Genomic DNA, 16,183 nt, shown 5'->3' with positions numbered 1-16,183 from the left:
ATTGTACTGCTTACATATTTTCTGGTTCATGGGGCAAGCGACCCCAAAAATCTGGCTTATTAGTCTGACGAGCCCGAGCAATTGCCATGTCATGGAAGTTAACATCGTCAGTAATCGTGGAACCAGCCGCGATAAACGAATGATCAGCTACTTCGACAGGCGCAACAATGTTAGAGTTACTTCCAATAAAGGCCGAATCGCCAACGTTCGTATGGTGTTTGTTAACCCCGTCATAATTGACGAAGACGACGCCACAGCCAACGTTAATATCTTGACCTAACGTTGCATCACCCACATAAGTTAAGTGGCCGACCTTGGTCCGATTACCAATCTTAGCTTTCTTGACTTCCACGAAGTTTCCTAAATGCACGTGTTCACCGATTTCTGCTTGTGGCCGTAAATGGCTATACGGACCAATATTACTATCAGCATGCATAATAGAATCCTCCAAGAAGGACGCCGTCACGCGAACCCGGTCTTCAATCACCATATTGTGGATTTCAGAATGAGCCCCAATAAAGCAATCTTCACCAATCGTGGTCTGGCCTTTAATAAGCACCCCTGGTTCAACAATCGTGTCCGCACCAATCTTAACACCCGCATCAATGTAAGTATCTTCAGGGTTAATGATTGAAACCCCATTCTCCATATGTTGAGCGTTAATACGCTGTTGCATGACCTTAGTTGCTTGGGCAAGTGCTGCACGGGTATTGACCCCCATCGATTCATCAAAATCATCCATTTGATATGCAGCCACCACGTCACCCTGATTTTTCATAATCTGAATAACATCAGTCAGATAGTATTCACCCTGTGCATTGTCATTAGTGACTTCATGTAAGGCAGCGAATAATTTCTGATTATCAAAGCAGTAAACGCCAGTGTTGATTTCGTGAATTTCTTGTTCCTCTTTAGTAGCATCCTTTTGTTCAACAATCTTTTCAACAATGCCTAAATGATTGCGAACAACTCGGCCATAGCCTTGAGGATTAGGTGCTTTGGACGTTAAAATCGTTCCAGCCGCACCCTTAGCCTGATGATATTCAAATAACTCTTCAAAAGTTTCAGCTTTAAATAGTGGCGTATCACCACTAACGATCAGCGTCATCCCGTCCGCATCCGTTAAGAGTGGCTCAGCTTGCAAAACCGCATGACCAGTACCAAGTTGCTCTGTTTGAACAGCATACTTAGTCCGATCGCCCAGCGCTGCTTCCACATCTTTGGCACCATGACCAACAATGGTCACGATATTCGCCATGTGTGTAGCTTCCACCTGTGTCAAGACGTGGTCGACCATCGACTTGCCACAGACCTGATGTAATACTTTGACTAGCTTGGATTTCATCCGGGTCCCTTTACCAGCGGCCATGATGATTGCATTTTTGGTTGTCATTACAAATTACTCCTTAGTCCTCAGATAAGTCCATCATATCAAAAAATTGGTCTGGTTAACATACTCACCTAAGCTTCTGCACCGAAAACCTTCTCTAAGTAGTTACCAGCAACGACTTTAATCGCCTTATCACTATCACTGATGTTAGTTACTCGTAGCAACGAGGTATAGTCGTCAATTAAACGATTGCCAACAAAACTGGCTTCCGCAAAAACAGTGATGCCAATTAAATTAGCATCAAATTCTTCAATCAACGTTTTCATTCCGTTAATCGTCCCGCCGCCCTTCATGAAGTCATCCACGATAAGGACATTAGCACCTTCTGTTAAGCTACGTTTAGAGAGTTCCATTTTTTTGATTCGTTCTGATGATCCCGAGACGTAGTTCACACTAACCGTTGAACCTTCCGTAATTTTGGAATCATTCCGAACGATGACAAACGGCACGTTTAAATAAGTCGCAACACTTTGAGCAATCGGAATCCCCTTAGTGGCAACCGTCATGACAGCGTCAATTTTTTGATTTAAGTACTGAGTCGCAATCACCCGACCAACTTGGCGTAAAATATCAGGTTGCCCTAGAATATCGGATAAGTAAACGTAGCCACCAGGTAAGACCCGACTCTTATCAGCCACCTTGGTCGTCATCTCGTCAATAAATTCTTGGGCTTCTTCCTTCAAGATATAAGGAATGAACCGGGCCCCGCCAGCCGCACCGGGAATGGTTTCCAAGATTCCTGTTCCCCGGGCTTGAAAAACTTTCTTCAAGATCGTTAAATCCTCACTAATTGACGACTTTGCGGATGCGTACCGTTCCGCAAAGTATGTCAATGAAACTAATGTATGGGGACGTTCTAACAAATAGCGCGTCATATCTATTAAACGTTCGCTTCTACGTACTTTCATAACTTCCACCTCAACCTAAATCATCATTTTTAAAGTCTATGCAAAATGATAACACAAACGTTCGGAAATAAGCCAACTTTTTCACATCTTTTTACGAAACTATCGGAATTTCTTAATGAAGTTGCCAATATTTCGAGTAGGTTGCAGAATTAATGAGGAATTCAAGAACAATAAACTAGCACGACCAACCAAACCGTAGCCATGACTTCCAATTGCCGAAAACATCCAGCTGCTATCAAATCTAAGTCATTGACCACGCGGTGATTCAACACTTTTGACACCAATGCTATTGATGCCAAAAGGTTGAGACAAAACTAAAAGTGTTCAGTCTCTTAAGAAAAAACTTCTTCTCAAGAAACCGAACACAATTTTTCTGCCAATATTTCGAAACGTGCGCCAAAAGGTTGCTTGTTCCACTCTCTTTTCAAAAACACTGAGCTAAATACTCGATGACACACTAAATTAGTGCAATCAGTTTAACTACCAACATGTAGCCGTTGATAACCTAAAGCTACAAAATAAAAAATGCACTCAATGGCCGCAATGAAAAAGCTGACTGGTAGATTAGTCACATAACTCAAGTACAGCCCCAGCCAAACGCCAATCAGCGCAAAGCCAATCGCAAGAAAAATCATCTTGCTAACCGTGTGTACAAAATACCGAGCCGCGGCCGCTGGTAATGTAAGTAAAATAAAAATCAATAACGATCCCACGATTTGAGCAGCCACACTAACACTCATCGCAACTAACACTAAGAATACAACAGAAATCCCCGTCGTCCACAGACCACTGACTCGGGCACCAATCGCATCAAACGAATCAAACTTTAATGGTCGATATAACATGAGCATCACTAGCAATACGATTGCGGATAAGACCGCCACTCGGATCACATCCGCACTGGCGATTCCAATTACACTCCCAAACAGAATACTCGTTGCATAACTAGAAGTCTGGTTGGAGAGCGACAGGAACAAAATCCCTAATCCAATAAATAACGCGGAAATCGCCGAGATTGAAGCTTCGCGTCGGGATTGCTTGACACTCATCTGCCCAACAATCACCGAACTAATAACGGTAAAGATCAACATACCACTTAATGCCGTCCACCCCATAAAAATCCCAAAAGCTGCACCGGCAAAGCCGATTTCAGATAACGTATGTGTCAAGAATGACAAATTACGGGCAATGACAAAGACACCAATGGTCCCACAAATAATCGCAATGAAGGTTCCCGCCAAGTAAGCATTCTGCATAAATACTAAACTAAACATTGACATTAGTGACCTCCTTTAACTGCTCGACCGACATCTCGTCAATATTACCAAATTGTTGTTGTCCGGGCTTTAAGGCCAGATAATGCTTAGCATATTGCTTAGCTAATGGTAAATCGTGTGTCACAAAGAAGACGGTAATGTTACTAGTTTGGTTCAAGTTCTGAACAAGATCCAATAACTCATACTTCATCTCATTGTCCAGACTAGCCGTCGATTCATCGAGGATCAATAACTGGGGTGCTTGAACAATGGCTTGTGCCAGGTAAGCCCGCTGCTTTTCACCACCAGAAGCCATACCGAGTGGGCGTTGACGTATTTTTTTTAAATTCGTTACGGCTAGTGCCGTCGCAACTTGACGATGTTCAGCCTTAGATAACCAAGGCTGCCACCCCTTCAAATTAAGCCCCACAAAATCTTCAATCGTTAAAGGATACTCCTGGTCTAAGTTGCGAAATTGTGGTACGTAGCCAATTTTAATGGCTTTCTTATTCGGATAATACTTAATTTGTCCGGCCGTTGGCTTCAGCATGCCAAGCAAGGCTCGAATCAAAGTAGTCTTCCCCACTCCGTTCTCACCAATTACGGTCAGAAAGTCACCCTGCTCAATCGTAAAATTCAAATCTTCAAACACCTGATTGTTTGGAAAACCAATTCCAAGGTGTTGGACGGCAATTAACGGTTCCGTCATAGCACTACCCCAACTTTCTAAATTAAAGTAAATCGTAATGATTACTATTTTAGTTTACCTGAATGCGCTGATTTGTCAATAGCCGCTTTAAAAAGCCCGCGCCACCAATTAGTCCGCACAATATTAATCAGCCTCGTTCACCGTTGCCCACTTTGTATGATGATCAGGTTGTCATCGCATTACACCAATGTTTCAACCCACCACTACATTAAATATCCAAGAAAAAAAGACCAGTTTTGCCATCAAGACGACAAAATCTAGTCCATTAATTTTGATAGGCCTCACCGAGGCATTAATCCAAACCAACCTGTTCGTGCAAAAATTCGTCCAGCACTTCTTGATAACGGTCTGGATGTGTCCGAATTGCTTCTACGTGACGAGCATCAGGATCGATATACAGGCCCTTTTGTTGCGGCAGTTGGTCATACAAGGTGTGGGCGTTACGTACGGGAACTGTCTGATCCTTGGAACCATGAATCATCAAGATTGGCAGTCCGCCAGCCATCACCCGTTGCAGAATCCGGCCATCCTTAAAGCCATAACCAGCTCGAACATGCGCTAACCGGTTAGCCACTGGCATAATTGGATAAGCCGGCAGATGAAATTTATGGGTCAGCCGAAACTTAGCTTCATCATACAGATCCGCGTAACCACTGTCTTCCACAATCGCTTTGACATTATCTGGTAACGGCTCACCACTAGTCGCCATGACCGTAGCAGCCCCCATCGAGATACCCATCAACACAATATCAATGTCTAGTCCGAGTTGATCGAGTGCCATCGTAATCCAACGTTCATAATCTAACCGATCTAACCAACCATAGCCAATCGTATGACCTTGACTGTCACCAAATGCCCGGGCATCTGGCATTAAGACATCATATCCCAAACTCATGAAGATGCGCGCGTACGGAATCATCTGTTCACGCGAATGCCCCAATCCATGGGCTAAAATCGCTAATCGGCCCACCGTCTTCGGATTAGGAATATACGTCGCTACCAAGTTTAGCCCATCAAAGGACTGAATCATCCACTGTTGCTTAGGCTGTTTTAAATACCAAAAATTTTCAATTTCAGTGTTTTCTGCTCGCGAACGTTCCTGACCACGCTGCTTTTGTGCGTCACTCACGTGCATGGCAATTTGATACGCTGCTAATCCGCCAAGTAGCGTTCCCACATAGGTTGCAGCGCCAACGACGCCCGCTAATTTCAATCCCAATTTTGTCGACTGCTTCATCCGAACACACCTCCGTTACCCCTATTTAAGCATAAACGAGCACAAAATGCTTATAAAAAGAGAACGGCGCGCTCCCGCTTGCTTACTTTACGCGCACCACTATTACGTTGGCATCCCCTATTGCCAGGATTTCCACCAACGAAAACCCACTCGTTAACGCGACGTTGACAAACATGTTGACCTTGTCGACCATCAACTGAACTACTCTACCCGTTTAACAGCGCCATTACTGTAACCCCATCCACTCGAACTCACTCAGATTATTAAAAAAGTCCACCACCACGGCGGACCACTACAGTCTAATGTTCATTCAAATTAACTGGCCGTACAAGGTACACCTCTCGACAAAAACCCTTCAGAGAATTATATACCCGTTGCGCCCGTGACTGCTTTCGACACACCCCAAAAACGGTTGGGCCAGTACCACTCATCTGCGCCGCATCTGCTCCAAACGTTAGCAGTTGCCGCTTGATTTGTAGAATTTCGGGATAGCGTTTAGCTGTAATCGGCTCTAAAACATTGCCCATATTCGCAAAAATTTCTGCAAAATCTTGTTGCTGAATTCCCGCCAACAACGCGTCAATCTGGGGATGCTGGTCGATGCGCTCGTAGTTGACCTGCCGCAAAATATTCGGTGTCGAGACACTCACTTTGGGCTTGGCTAGAATAATCCACATCGGCGGCAGCTTGGGTAGCGGTGTCACCACATCGCCTTTTCCCGTTACATGGGCCGTCTGACTATAGACACAGTACGGTACATCCGAATCGACTTGCAACCCCAGCCGCGCTAACGTGGCTAAGTCCAAGTGAAGGTCCCACATCCGATTCAAGCCCCGTAAAACAGCGGCAGCATCGGATGAGCCGCCACCGAGACCAGCTGCTACCGGAATCGCCTTTCTGATTTTAATGCGGACGCCCCGATCAATATGGCAATACCGTTTTAACACGCTCACCGCTTGAAAAGCTAAGTTACGGCGATCATTCGGTAAAAAGCCACTATCAGTGACTACTTCGATTCGGTTCGTATGCAGTGATTCCAGCATCACGTAATCGGCTAAATCAACCGACGTCATGACCATATCCCACTCTTTATCACCATTTGGATGTTCAAACAAGGTATCCAGTCCTAAATTGATCTTGGCCGGTGCTTTTTCAACGATCTGCACGCGTCTCACCCTCTTCCATGACCGCGATTACCCGGGGTCGCTGACTTACTTTGATACAATTATACTAATATCAAGGCAAAATAAAAAGACCTTGCTGGGGTCTTAATATTGAGAATTCACGAGACGCGAATTAAGCTTCAGTTGTTTCATCATCAAAAGCGATTTGAACGTTCTTTGTCAGAACATCAGTATAACTGTAGGAGACCCGTTCAAATGCGTTTTCTTGTTGATCTAAATCCACAACGAACACCGAACGGTAAGTTTCTTTCAAGATACCATGGCGTTCAGTCGTTTTCTTACGGCCAGCCTGGGCAACGACCTTCATACGCTGGCCGATCCGTGAGTCAAGTTTATCTTTAATTGCAGCTAGTGAAATTGGCATTGAGAATCCTCCTCATGAAAGACACTATACTAGCTTTTCACAAAAAAGTCAATATTATATCACAAGGTTTTCTAATGTGCAACCATTTTATAGACAAGGTTGACCTAAAGTAAGTTGGCTTGATGTAACGCATCCGTCAGTGTAATAAACTCATCAACTGTCAAACGTTCAGCCCGAATTTTAGGATCAATTTCAGCATCATCTAAAGCTTGTTGAATTGCAGTCTTAGTTTCAGGTTGCTTGCCAAATAAGCTTTGTAAATTATTCCACAGATTTTTCCGGCGGTGCGCAAAGCCCGCTTTAACGACCTTGAAAAAAGCTGCTTCGTCAAACGGCACGTGGGTCCGTGGTGGCAAGGCGGTCAACTTCACGATGGCAGAATCGACATTCGGCGACGGCACGAAAACCGTCCGTGGCACGACCATTGCCATCTCAGCAGCCATCCGGTACTGCACAGCAATCGTTAACGCGCCGTACGCCTTTGTACCCGGTTCAGCTGCTAAACGGTCGGCAACTTCTTTTTGCATCATCACAACAATATTTTCAAACGCAACGTCACCGGCCAGAATATTCATCAAGATTGGTGTTGTAATATAGTACGGTAAATTGGCCACGAGCTTCAACGGCCGCTCGTTATCTAAATGTTCACTAATCATTGCAGCTAAGTCGGCCTTTAAAATATCTTGGTTGACGACCGTCACGTTGTCATAGTCAGCCAACGTTTCATCCAAAATCGGTAGTAACCGGTCATCAATTTCAAAAGCCAAAACGTGATGCGCAGCCCGCGCCAAGTATTCAGTCAACGCGCCAATCCCAGGACCGATTTCAATCACGTTATCATTGGCACCAATATCAGCGGTCGCCACAATATTGTGTAACACGTTCTGATCAGTTAAGAAGTTCTGTCCTAAACTCTTCTTAACTTGTAACCCGTACGTATGCATAATTGCCCGTGTGCGGGCGGGATTCGCAATATCTAAATCTCTACTCATCATTTCTCCTCTGTGGTTAGTTGGTCAACAGCCGCCCAAAAATCAGCCGGCTGAATTTGAAATAGTTGCAAGCGCTTGGGTAACTGTTTACCGTTAACATATCCAATACCTAAACGTTCACCCAATTGTTCGCGTCGTTGGCGTGCCGTGGGACCGGCTAATAGGCCCGCCACAATCAAATCATGGTGACTGATCAGTTGTTGGGGCTCGTCGACTTGCTCCGTATATAGATGGGCGAGTGCGGCTCGAATCGCTGTCGGACTTGCATGTTCGACGCCCAGACTGCCACCCGCTTTAGTTGGGACACCCGCTTTACGGGGCAAAAAGGCATGCTGGACACCCGGAACGGCCGCTGAAATCGTCTTCCGAATCCGTTCACCGGAAAAGTCTGGGTCGGTGAACACGATCACGCCGCGACTAGCCTGCAATGTTTTGATCTGGGCCAAGGTGGCTTCAGAAATCGCCGAACCATTCGTTTCAAGTGTATCTGCTTCAACGGCTAGGGCGAGCCGCTTCGTGTCATCTTTTCCTTCAACCACAATTACTTCTTTAATCTTTTTCAATCTTAAAAAATTCCTCTGCATTTTGATAAGTTTGGGCCGCTATGATTTCCGGCGTCGTTTCACGTAACTTGGCAATCGCTTCAACAACGTACCGCGTGTAACCGGGTTCGTTCTGCTTGCCCCGGTATGGTTCCGGCGTTAGATAGGGGGCATCCGTTTCAACCAGCATTTGTGTTAGCGGCGTTTGCTTGACGGATTCATGGACTTCACGCGCATTCTTAAATGATGCGACACCACTATAGGAAATATGCATACCTAAGTCCAAGAACCGTTTGAGCCACTCAGGGTCACCATTAAAACTATGCATGACGCCACCCGTGTCACGAATATCAGCTGCTTTCAAGATCTTATAGGTATCTTCGAAAGCATCACGATTGTGCACGGAAATTGGCAATTGCATCTCCTTAGCAATGGCGACTTGGCGGGCAAAGACTTGCCGTTGAACGTCTTGTGGCGACGTATCCCAATGGTAGTCCAGTCCAATCTCACCCAACGCTACGACCTTTGGGTGTTGGAGCTGTTCAATCAACAACTTTTCAGCCGCCTGATCATAATTTTTGGCATCTTCCGGGTGCCAACCAACAATCGCGACTAACTGAGGATACGTTTCCGCCAGTTTAATCGCATCGGCGTTCAGTTGTGTATTCGAACCAACGATTGCCATCCGCGTAACATCCAGATCCGCTGCTTGTTGTAAGTAACGTGGCACTTCCTGGATGAATTCTTCACTATTTAAATGGGTATGAGAATCAAAAATCCGCATGTAATAACCCCTTTTCGACTTTTGTTATCTTAGTTGATTTTACCATGGGACGCAAGTATGTGACGAGCTACTCCACCAATTTTCATTGTCTACCAAGGATGTTAACATCAAAATGGTTACTTACCTATCTCTATAATTGATTTTACATTTCTGCTGTCGGACGAATAACTAACTCATTAATCGACATATTAGCCGGTGTATCGATAATAAAAGCAATCGTTTGTGCAATTTCCTCAGGACTTAGAACAGTCATCGAAGAACTTTTAATACTCGTCGCAACTTGATGGCGTAATGTCTCATCATGAATTGAATTAGCCAATTCAGTTGCAACTTGTCCTGGGTAAATAACGGTAGTCTTAATCCCATGTTGACCTTCTTCCTGACGTAGTCCTTCCATAATTGACTTAACTGCTGCTTTAGATCCCGCATACACTGCATATTTCGGTCGTGTTACAAAACCAGCCACTGAATCAGTCGTAATAATATGGCCAGCTCCTTGCCGGATCATAGTTGGCAATACCGTATCAACACCGTTCAAAACACCGTGGATATTAACATCAATTAAATTACGCCACTCTGTTGTAGCGCCATTTCTCAATTCATTAATAGGCATAATTCCAGCATTATTCCACAAGACGTCGATATGTTTATAGACTCGTAATGTCTCATTAACCACTATTTCCATCTGTTCTAATTTAGTAACATCTGCTTGAATTGGCAATATTTCAGCATTTGGAAACTCTGCTTTCATCTCATTTAATCGTTGTACTCGTCTTGCCACTATTGTTAACTTAGCACCATGTTGGGCCAACAAGCGTGCAGTAGCCGCTCCCATACCACTTGATGCACCTGTAATAATAACAACTTTGCCTTCTAAACCCATCTTCAATTACCTCCATACTTGATTAAGCACAGTATACAGGTTAAAGTTAACTTTAACGCAAGACTTGAGTATACGAAGGAGAATTATTGTGAAAACATACAATATTAGCGATGTCGCGAAAAAGTTCCATTTATCAAAATCAACGATCCGTTATTATGATCAAGAAAATTTAATTGCAGGTCTAAAGCGAGATACTAATGGTACCCGTATTTTTACTAACACTAGTTTAACTAGCATACACACAATTGAATGTCTAAAAAAAACTGGTATGCCCATCAGGGAAATCCAACAATATTTTAACCTGATCCAACAAGGCGATTCAACGTTGGAAGATCGACTTTCCTTATTCACTGAACGCAAAGCTACCGTAAAACTTCGAATTGAAGAGTTAGAACAGGTCTTAAATGAAATCGATTGGAAATGTCATTACTATAGCCAAGCAATTGCTGATGGTACTGAGCAATACGTCAAAGAAACCGCTGAAACTAATCAGTCATTCTAAGACTATTAATCCCTTCTTACATTCGTCATATCAAAAAAACCCGGGTTCCCCCAGGTCTTCAAGCAAAATTAATGACGTACACGCCAATACAGCCCCGCGTACACCACCGTCATCACGACGATCACGCCTAACATGTATACGGGCAATGTCACGATACTACCGTGGTGGAGCCAACTCATTAAGTAAGTTAGCACACTCACTAGCAGATAATAACCTAGGCTAAACCAGCCACTGGCACTCCCCATCACCGTTTCATAGCCAATCAAAGCACGATTTAACGCGTTCGGTAAGGTGATATTTAGACCTAAGAAGGTCAGAAAAATCCCAACCAACATCCCAATGACGTGATTGCCAACAGCGGCCATCACCAAGCCAGTCGTTGCCACTAAGCTTAATCCTAAGCCACTTAAAGCGACCTGCATCGGTGACCAATAGCTGACCAGCCAATTCACTAGCAATGCGCCCAGCAGACTGGCCGCAGCTAAGACTAAACCGAGACTACCGTATTGCACGGCACTAAAACCGAAGTGCGTTTCAAATATAAACGGCGCTTCAGCGTAATAACTAAACAAAATGCCATTAATACCACTAATCAATAGGCCGTAACACCAGACCACGGGATCGTGCAATAACCGTGAAACGACAACGCTTTGTTGTCGCCACGAAGCCACCTTGACCGTTTCCGGCCGGGTCTCTGGTAAGCAATACCCCGCGTACATCAGAATGGCGACCGCCATCATGATCAAGACAGAGAAGACATGTCGATAACCGAAGACGGTCTGGACGCTACCCCCAATGAGTGGGCCGAGGGCGGGTGATAACGCCATAGCTGCACTCACCTTAGCAAAGATTTTTGTACCAGTAACACCCGTAAAGCTTTCACGCATGATGGTCTGCGTCACAACCGAACCAGCACTCGCACCAAAAGCTTGAATCAAGCGGCAAACTAATAACCAAGTAAAGTTTGGACTCAGATACAGCCCGAAGTTACCGAGTAGATAAAAGATTAATCCACCTAACATCGCACCGCGGCGCCCACGATAGTCGGCATATTGCCCCCAGAAGAGCACCCCGACTGCAAAAGCCACGAAGTAACTGCTCATGGTTAACTGGCTATGGCTGGCGCTAACATGCATTGCCTGACTGAGTGCTGGTAAGATTGGTGTAAAGATTGACTCACTGATTTGTGGAAAGCCCACTAATGTGATTAATAGTAGTAATGATGGTACTTGTTTTTGGACGTTTTTCATTTAATTAAGACTCCTAAATTTAATTAATTTGCGGAAAAACGTCCTTTTCCATCTACGGAGACGCATACGAGAATCTGTTCATACTTCATATGTTCTCACCTCATTTCTTGTTCGTACTACTGTACGGGAGATTAGTGCGTTTGTCAAAAACAACTAAAAACAACAATTGAATTACAAATAAAAAGTCGAGCCCACCATACAGTGTGCCCGATTTTTAATATTCACCATTTAGTTTTTACGAAATCAATGATCCGTTGACCATATTATCTGGTACCGTAATTAATTGCACCTGACCATCATGTTCTGCTGACAGTAACATGCCTTGGCTCATCTCACCACGAAGCTTCCGTGGTTTCAAGTTACCAACGATGACAACCTTCTTACCAATCAGTTCTTCTGGTTCTGGATACCACTTGGCAATACCTGAAAGGATTTGGCGATGATCGGCATCACCCGCATCTAAACGGAATTGTAGGAGTTTGTCAGCCCCTTTTAATTTCTGCACCGTAATGACTTCAGCAACTTTCAATTCGACCTTGTCAAAATCATCAATCGTAATCGCTGGTTTAGTGAGGTTCAAATTAGTCTCAGCTGGGTTCCAGCCTTGTTCGACTTCAGCTTCATGTTTTGCATTTTCCATGGCTTTACGCCCCTTCTGCTTGTCGGATTTCGTCATCTTACCCTTCAAGAATTCAACTTCGGCATCCATATCGACCCGTGGGAAAATTGGGGTTCCCTTAGCAACGACTTGTGCACCAGCCGGCAAATCAGCCAGTTGTAAGTCGGCAATTGCTAAAGTTGCTGGGTCCAACCCTAATTGGGTAAAGATTTCCTTAGGTGCGTGCGTCATGACTGGACTGATCAAACTAGCAATCACCCGCAAACTAGCTGCTAAATGGGCCATCACACTGGCTAACTTGTCAGCATCATTCGCCTCGTCACTCTTAGCTAATTGCCAAGGTGCCGTTTCATCAATATACTTGTTCGTCCGACTGACCAACTTCCACACTTCAGCCAGCGCATCTGATAAATGCAGGCTGTCCATGCAAGCGTTGAAGTTCTTAATAGTCGTGGCAGCTGTAGCTTCTAAGTCAGCATCAAATTCAGTCACACCGGCTTTGAATGCTGGCACTTTACCGTCTTCATACTTGTTAATCATGGCAATCGTCCGGTTCAACAAGTTCCCCAAGTCATTAGCCAAGTCATAGTTAACCCGCGCCACGAAGTCTTCTGGCGTGAATAAACCATCGTTACCATAAGGCATGGCCTTAACTAAATAATAACGAAGCGCATCCAAGCCGTAACGTTCAACCAATGTTTCAGGATAAATCACGTTACCCTTAGACTTGGACATCTTGCCGTCCTTCATCAATAACCAACCATGACCAAAGACCTTCTTAGGTAATGGTAACCCGAGTGCATGCAAAATAATTGGCCAGTAAATCGTATGGAAGCGCACGATTTCTTTACCAACCATTTGAACATCGGCAGGCCAGAACTTGTTGAATAAGTCTTCAGAATCGCCCGTTGCGTAACCTAAGGCCGTAATATAGTTCGTCAGGGCATCGATCCACACGTAAACGACGTGCTTAGGATCACTCTTGACGGGGACGCCCCAAGTAAAGCTCGTCCGCGAAACAGCCAAGTCTTCCAAACCTGGTTTGATGAAGTTATTGATCATTTCGGTCATCCGGTTAGCTGGTTCAATAAAGTCAGGATGACTTTGATAATAATCTAACAACCAGTCTGCGTACTTACTCATCTTAAAGAAGTAGGACTGTTCTTTAACAAGTTCGACTTCATGACCACTAGGCGCCTTACCACCAATAACTTTGCCGTTATCATCACGGAAAACTTCAGCTAGCTGCGTCTCAGTGAAATATTCTTCATCATCAACGGAGTACCAGCCTTCGTACTCACCTAAGTAGATATCACCATTTTTAAGTAACCGATCGAAAATTTCTTGAACCGCACGTTCATGATAATCATCGGTGGTCCGAATAAACTTATCATTAGAGATTTCTAGCAATTGCCATAAATCCTTGATTTGCTTTGCCATTCCATCAACGTATGACTTCGGATCCGTATTTAATTTTTCTGCTTTTTCTTCAATTTTGAGGCCGTGTTCATCTGTCCCGGTTAAGAAGTAAACATCGTAACCCATGGCACGTTTGTAACGTGCTAAAGTATCGCACGCAATGGTCGTGTATGAATTACCGATGTGCAACTTCCCCGAAGGATAGTAGATTGGCGTCGTAATATAATAAGTTGGTTTTGTTTCTGCCATGACGTAAATTCCCTTCAAACTAGTTTATGATTAACTCGTTAAGCATGTCTTTGATTAAAATCCATGAACAAATCACACGCGTCCAAACAACACGTCTTGGTCTAAAAGAACATGTTGCTGGGCCAATGTGTAGAATCTCTTATATTGTATCATATTTCCTGTGTTTATTAAGAAACACTAACAAAAGAGTTGCACGTATGGCTGTAATCTCGATTAAATAAAGCTTCAAGCTTTACGCGACCATCAGCATTCAACAAAATAGCGATAGCATTTTCGCTATCGCTATTTCTCAATTATCAGATTTCTGATAGCCACTATCTAGCACCACTAAAACAAGTCCAATTGATGTGGCCCTAAATCACCGAACGAGACGCCTAGCAACTCTTTGAGCGCCATCGCGTTATCGGCTGCGTCACCACCGGAATTGTTATTGAAGATGACGCAGACCTCGTCCGCTTGCTGTTGCAACTGCTCCACCGTCTGCTTGAATGTCATCAACTCTTGGTCATTATACCGATATAAGGTTCGTTGACTGCGCCAGTTAGCGCCCTTGGCTGACCAGCCTTGCTGGTTACGCCCGTGTAGCCGCAGGAGAGCCAACTTAGGATTGGTCACGACTGGTTCAAAAGTGACGCCATCATTCAAGGCGTGCGGTTCATCGACAATCACATGAATGACCCCTAGATCCTTCAAGAAACTAAAGACGGCATCCTTAACGCCTACTTCATACCAACTTTGATTACGAAATTCAACGGCAATCGGAACGCCAGGCAGCCATTCGACCATCCGTTGTAAATAATGGAAGTTGCGCGTCGAGCGTTCGAAAAATGGTGGAAATTGGAACAGCACCGCCTTTAATTGCTTATGCCGCGTTAACGGCTTCAACGTCGCTCGATATTCTCGATACGCCGTCTTCAGCGCCTCCATTGAAACCCCCTCATCATAAGTATCATGGAGGGTCATCACCTGGTTGGCCTTTAAAATAAATTGAAATTTATCTGGGACTGCTTTTTGCCACTTGGCTACCGTCGTTACCTTTGGAATGCCATAGAACGGCGTGTCGACTTCAACAACTGGCAGTACGCCTGAATATTCGGTTAAAGTTAACTTGTCGGTTCCGCCGAGTAAGCTCGGATGTTCCGTCCAAGTTGTTAAGCCAATTGTCATCATCAGACTTGTACCTCCTTAAAGAAGTCAACGGCATTTTGTTGCACCATCGTAAATGCAAATGGTAATTGCAGGGACTCTTCATTGATTGCTAGGACGTCAGCTTTCGGATTACGATAATCAATTAAACCTGCAAACGGATAAACCCGAAATGACGTTCCACAGATAACAACTAGATCAGCTTGTTGTAAATACTGGACCGCCCGTTCAATATTAGCGCTAGCCAACCCCTCATCATACAACACAACGTTTGGCCGTAAATAACCATGATCTGTTTGATGATAGGGTGATTGCAAGTAGTCATGCCAATCAACGTGTTGGCCACACTTTGTACAATATATTTGATACAGATTACCATGAAATTCAACCAGTTGCTCCGTCTGAGCGGCATTATATAAGTTATCAATATTTTGGGTAATCACGCTGGCGCGTCCCTGCTGGGTCAATGCTGCCATCTTCTGGTGAATAACATTTGGCCGCGCATCCGGATAATATAAATTAGCTTTTAAATATTGATAAAATTCCAACGGATGTTCAGCCAGAAACGCGTGACTCAAATAATATTCCGCATTATGGTGTTCAGTATACAGGCCGTTTTTTGACCGATAATCTGGAATTCCCGACGGTGTCGATACCCCCGCTCCCGTCATGAAAACAATGTGGTGTGCTTGTTGTAAAATTGTTTGTGCTTTCGTAATGTCACTCATCACGATATCCCCCCAATAGGT

General features: G+C 44.3%; 16 protein-coding genes. 1 reads left to right on the top strand and 15 read right to left on the bottom strand.

The features are described from left to right. Positions 1–10: 10 nt before the first annotated feature. From glmU to LP667_RS01895, 11 genes are all read right to left on the bottom strand, one after another. Positions 11–1,393, bottom strand: a complete 1,383-nt coding sequence (glmU, locus tag LP667_RS01945) for a bifunctional UDP-N-acetylglucosamine diphosphorylase/glucosamine-1-phosphate N-acetyltransferase GlmU (protein ID WP_021731883.1) — start codon at positions 1,391–1,393, stop codon at positions 11–13. A gap of 68 nt (positions 1,394–1,461) precedes the next feature. After that, the gene (purR, locus tag LP667_RS01940; RefSeq protein WP_021731884.1) at positions 1,462–2,298 is read right to left on the bottom strand and encodes a pur operon repressor; all 837 of its coding nucleotides are present in this window, start codon (positions 2,296–2,298) and stop codon (positions 1,462–1,464) included. A 476-nt stretch (positions 2,299–2,774) separates the two neighbouring features. Beyond that, the gene (locus tag LP667_RS01935) at positions 2,775–3,572 is read right to left on the bottom strand and encodes a metal ABC transporter permease (protein WP_033609531.1); all 798 of its coding nucleotides are present in this window, start codon (positions 3,570–3,572) and stop codon (positions 2,775–2,777) included. Further along, positions 3,565–4,263, bottom strand: coding sequence for a metal ABC transporter ATP-binding protein (locus tag LP667_RS01930; RefSeq protein WP_021731887.1), 699 nt, complete (start codon positions 4,261–4,263; stop codon positions 3,565–3,567). Before LP667_RS01930 ends, LP667_RS01935 begins: the two co-directional genes overlap by 8 nt. A gap of 292 nt (positions 4,264–4,555) precedes the next feature. After that, entirely contained in the window at positions 4,556–5,500 is a 945-nt protein-coding gene (locus LP667_RS01925; RefSeq protein ID WP_021731888.1) for an alpha/beta hydrolase, read from the bottom strand. Positions 5,501–5,799: 299 nt separating this feature from the next. After that, positions 5,800–6,666 (bottom strand): 4-(cytidine 5'-diphospho)-2-C-methyl-D-erythritol kinase, encoded by an 867-nt coding sequence (gene ispE / locus LP667_RS01920; protein ID WP_021731889.1) that lies wholly within the window; start codon positions 6,664–6,666, stop codon positions 5,800–5,802. 130 nt (positions 6,667–6,796) lie between these two features. Continuing rightward, positions 6,797–7,048, bottom strand: a complete 252-nt coding sequence (locus tag LP667_RS01915; RefSeq protein ID WP_003642020.1) for a Veg family protein — start codon at positions 7,046–7,048, stop codon at positions 6,797–6,799. A 104-nt stretch (positions 7,049–7,152) separates the two neighbouring features. Continuing rightward, positions 7,153–8,043: a 16S rRNA (adenine(1518)-N(6)/adenine(1519)-N(6))-dimethyltransferase RsmA gene (gene rsmA / locus LP667_RS01910; protein WP_033609513.1), complete on the bottom strand. Its 891-nt coding sequence runs from the start codon at positions 8,041–8,043 to the stop codon at positions 7,153–7,155. Further along, entirely contained in the window at positions 8,040–8,603 is a 564-nt protein-coding gene (rnmV, locus tag LP667_RS01905) for a ribonuclease M5 (RefSeq protein WP_033609514.1), read from the bottom strand. Before rnmV ends, rsmA begins: the two co-directional genes overlap by 4 nt. Continuing rightward, on the bottom strand, positions 8,590–9,366 hold the full coding sequence (locus tag LP667_RS01900) for a TatD family hydrolase (protein WP_021731892.1): 777 nt from the start codon (positions 9,364–9,366) through the stop codon (positions 8,590–8,592). The genes rnmV and LP667_RS01900 overlap by 14 nt, the downstream gene beginning before the upstream one ends. Before the next feature lie 142 nt (positions 9,367–9,508). Then, a complete protein-coding gene (locus tag LP667_RS01895) occupies positions 9,509–10,249 on the bottom strand; it encodes an SDR family oxidoreductase (protein WP_021731893.1) in 741 nt (246 codons plus the stop codon). Between the two features lie 88 nt (positions 10,250–10,337). Here LP667_RS01895 and LP667_RS01890 point away from each other — a divergent pair, with 88 nt between their 5' ends. Then, complete coding sequence (locus LP667_RS01890; RefSeq protein WP_021731894.1) at positions 10,338–10,751, top strand: MerR family transcriptional regulator; 414 nt, start codon at positions 10,338–10,340, stop codon at positions 10,749–10,751. A 68-nt stretch (positions 10,752–10,819) separates the two neighbouring features. On the opposite strand, the gene LP667_RS01885 is transcribed toward LP667_RS01890, so the two are convergent. From LP667_RS01885 to LP667_RS01870, 4 genes are all read right to left on the bottom strand, one after another. Then, positions 10,820–12,001: a multidrug effflux MFS transporter gene (locus LP667_RS01885; protein WP_056988340.1), complete on the bottom strand. Its 1,182-nt coding sequence runs from the start codon at positions 11,999–12,001 to the stop codon at positions 10,820–10,822. Positions 12,002–12,236: 235 nt separating this feature from the next. After that, the gene (gene metG, locus LP667_RS01880; RefSeq protein WP_021731896.1) at positions 12,237–14,288 is read right to left on the bottom strand and encodes a methionine--tRNA ligase; all 2,052 of its coding nucleotides are present in this window, start codon (positions 14,286–14,288) and stop codon (positions 12,237–12,239) included. Between the two features lie 327 nt (positions 14,289–14,615). Beyond that, entirely contained in the window at positions 14,616–15,458 is an 843-nt protein-coding gene (locus tag LP667_RS01875; protein ID WP_021731897.1) for a DUF72 domain-containing protein, read from the bottom strand. Beyond that, complete coding sequence (locus tag LP667_RS01870) at positions 15,458–16,162, bottom strand: NAD-dependent protein deacylase (protein WP_021731898.1); 705 nt, start codon at positions 16,160–16,162, stop codon at positions 15,458–15,460. The genes LP667_RS01875 and LP667_RS01870 overlap by 1 nt, the downstream gene beginning before the upstream one ends. Positions 16,163–16,183 lie beyond the last annotated feature (21 nt).

The organism is Lactiplantibacillus paraplantarum (genome assembly GCF_003641145.1).
Classification (GTDB): domain Bacteria; phylum Bacillota; class Bacilli; order Lactobacillales; family Lactobacillaceae; genus Lactiplantibacillus; species Lactiplantibacillus paraplantarum.
The sequence above is the reverse complement of the archived record's forward strand: the minus strand, read 5'-3'. Positions and strand labels throughout refer to the sequence as shown.

What these genes read in the sequence shown, in the direction of transcription:
- metG (WP_021731896.1), bottom strand. Translation starts at nt 14,288, where the DNA reads ATGGCAGAAACAAAACCAACTTATTATATTACGACGCCAATCTACTAT.
- glmU (WP_021731883.1), bottom strand. Translation starts at nt 1,393, where the DNA reads ATGACAACCAAAAATGCAATCATCATGGCCGCTGGTAAAGGGACCCGG.
- LP667_RS01935 (WP_033609531.1), bottom strand. Translation starts at nt 3,572, where the DNA reads ATGTTTAGTTTAGTATTTATGCAGAATGCTTACTTGGCGGGAACCTTC.
- purR (WP_021731884.1), bottom strand. Translation starts at nt 2,298, where the DNA reads ATGAAAGTACGTAGAAGCGAACGTTTAATAGATATGACGCGCTATTTG.
- LP667_RS01925 (WP_021731888.1), bottom strand. Translation starts at nt 5,500, where the DNA reads ATGAAGCAGTCGACAAAATTGGGATTGAAATTAGCGGGCGTCGTTGGC.
- LP667_RS01900 (WP_021731892.1), bottom strand. Translation starts at nt 9,366, where the DNA reads ATGCGGATTTTTGATTCTCATACCCATTTAAATAGTGAAGAATTCATC.
- LP667_RS01885 (WP_056988340.1), bottom strand. Translation starts at nt 12,001, where the DNA reads ATGAAAAACGTCCAAAAACAAGTACCATCATTACTACTATTAATCACA.
- rsmA (WP_033609513.1), bottom strand. Translation starts at nt 8,043, where the DNA reads ATGATGAGTAGAGATTTAGATATTGCGAATCCCGCCCGCACACGGGCA.
- LP667_RS01930 (WP_021731887.1), bottom strand. Translation starts at nt 4,263, where the DNA reads ATGACGGAACCGTTAATTGCCGTCCAACACCTTGGAATTGGTTTTCCA.
- LP667_RS01875 (WP_021731897.1), bottom strand. Translation starts at nt 15,458, where the DNA reads ATGATGACAATTGGCTTAACAACTTGGACGGAACATCCGAGCTTACTC.
- LP667_RS01895 (WP_021731893.1), bottom strand. Translation starts at nt 10,249, where the DNA reads ATGGGTTTAGAAGGCAAAGTTGTTATTATTACAGGTGCATCAAGTGGT.
- LP667_RS01915 (WP_003642020.1), bottom strand. Translation starts at nt 7,048, where the DNA reads ATGCCAATTTCACTAGCTGCAATTAAAGATAAACTTGACTCACGGATC.
- LP667_RS01870 (WP_021731898.1), bottom strand. Translation starts at nt 16,162, where the DNA reads ATGAGTGACATTACGAAAGCACAAACAATTTTACAACAAGCACACCAC.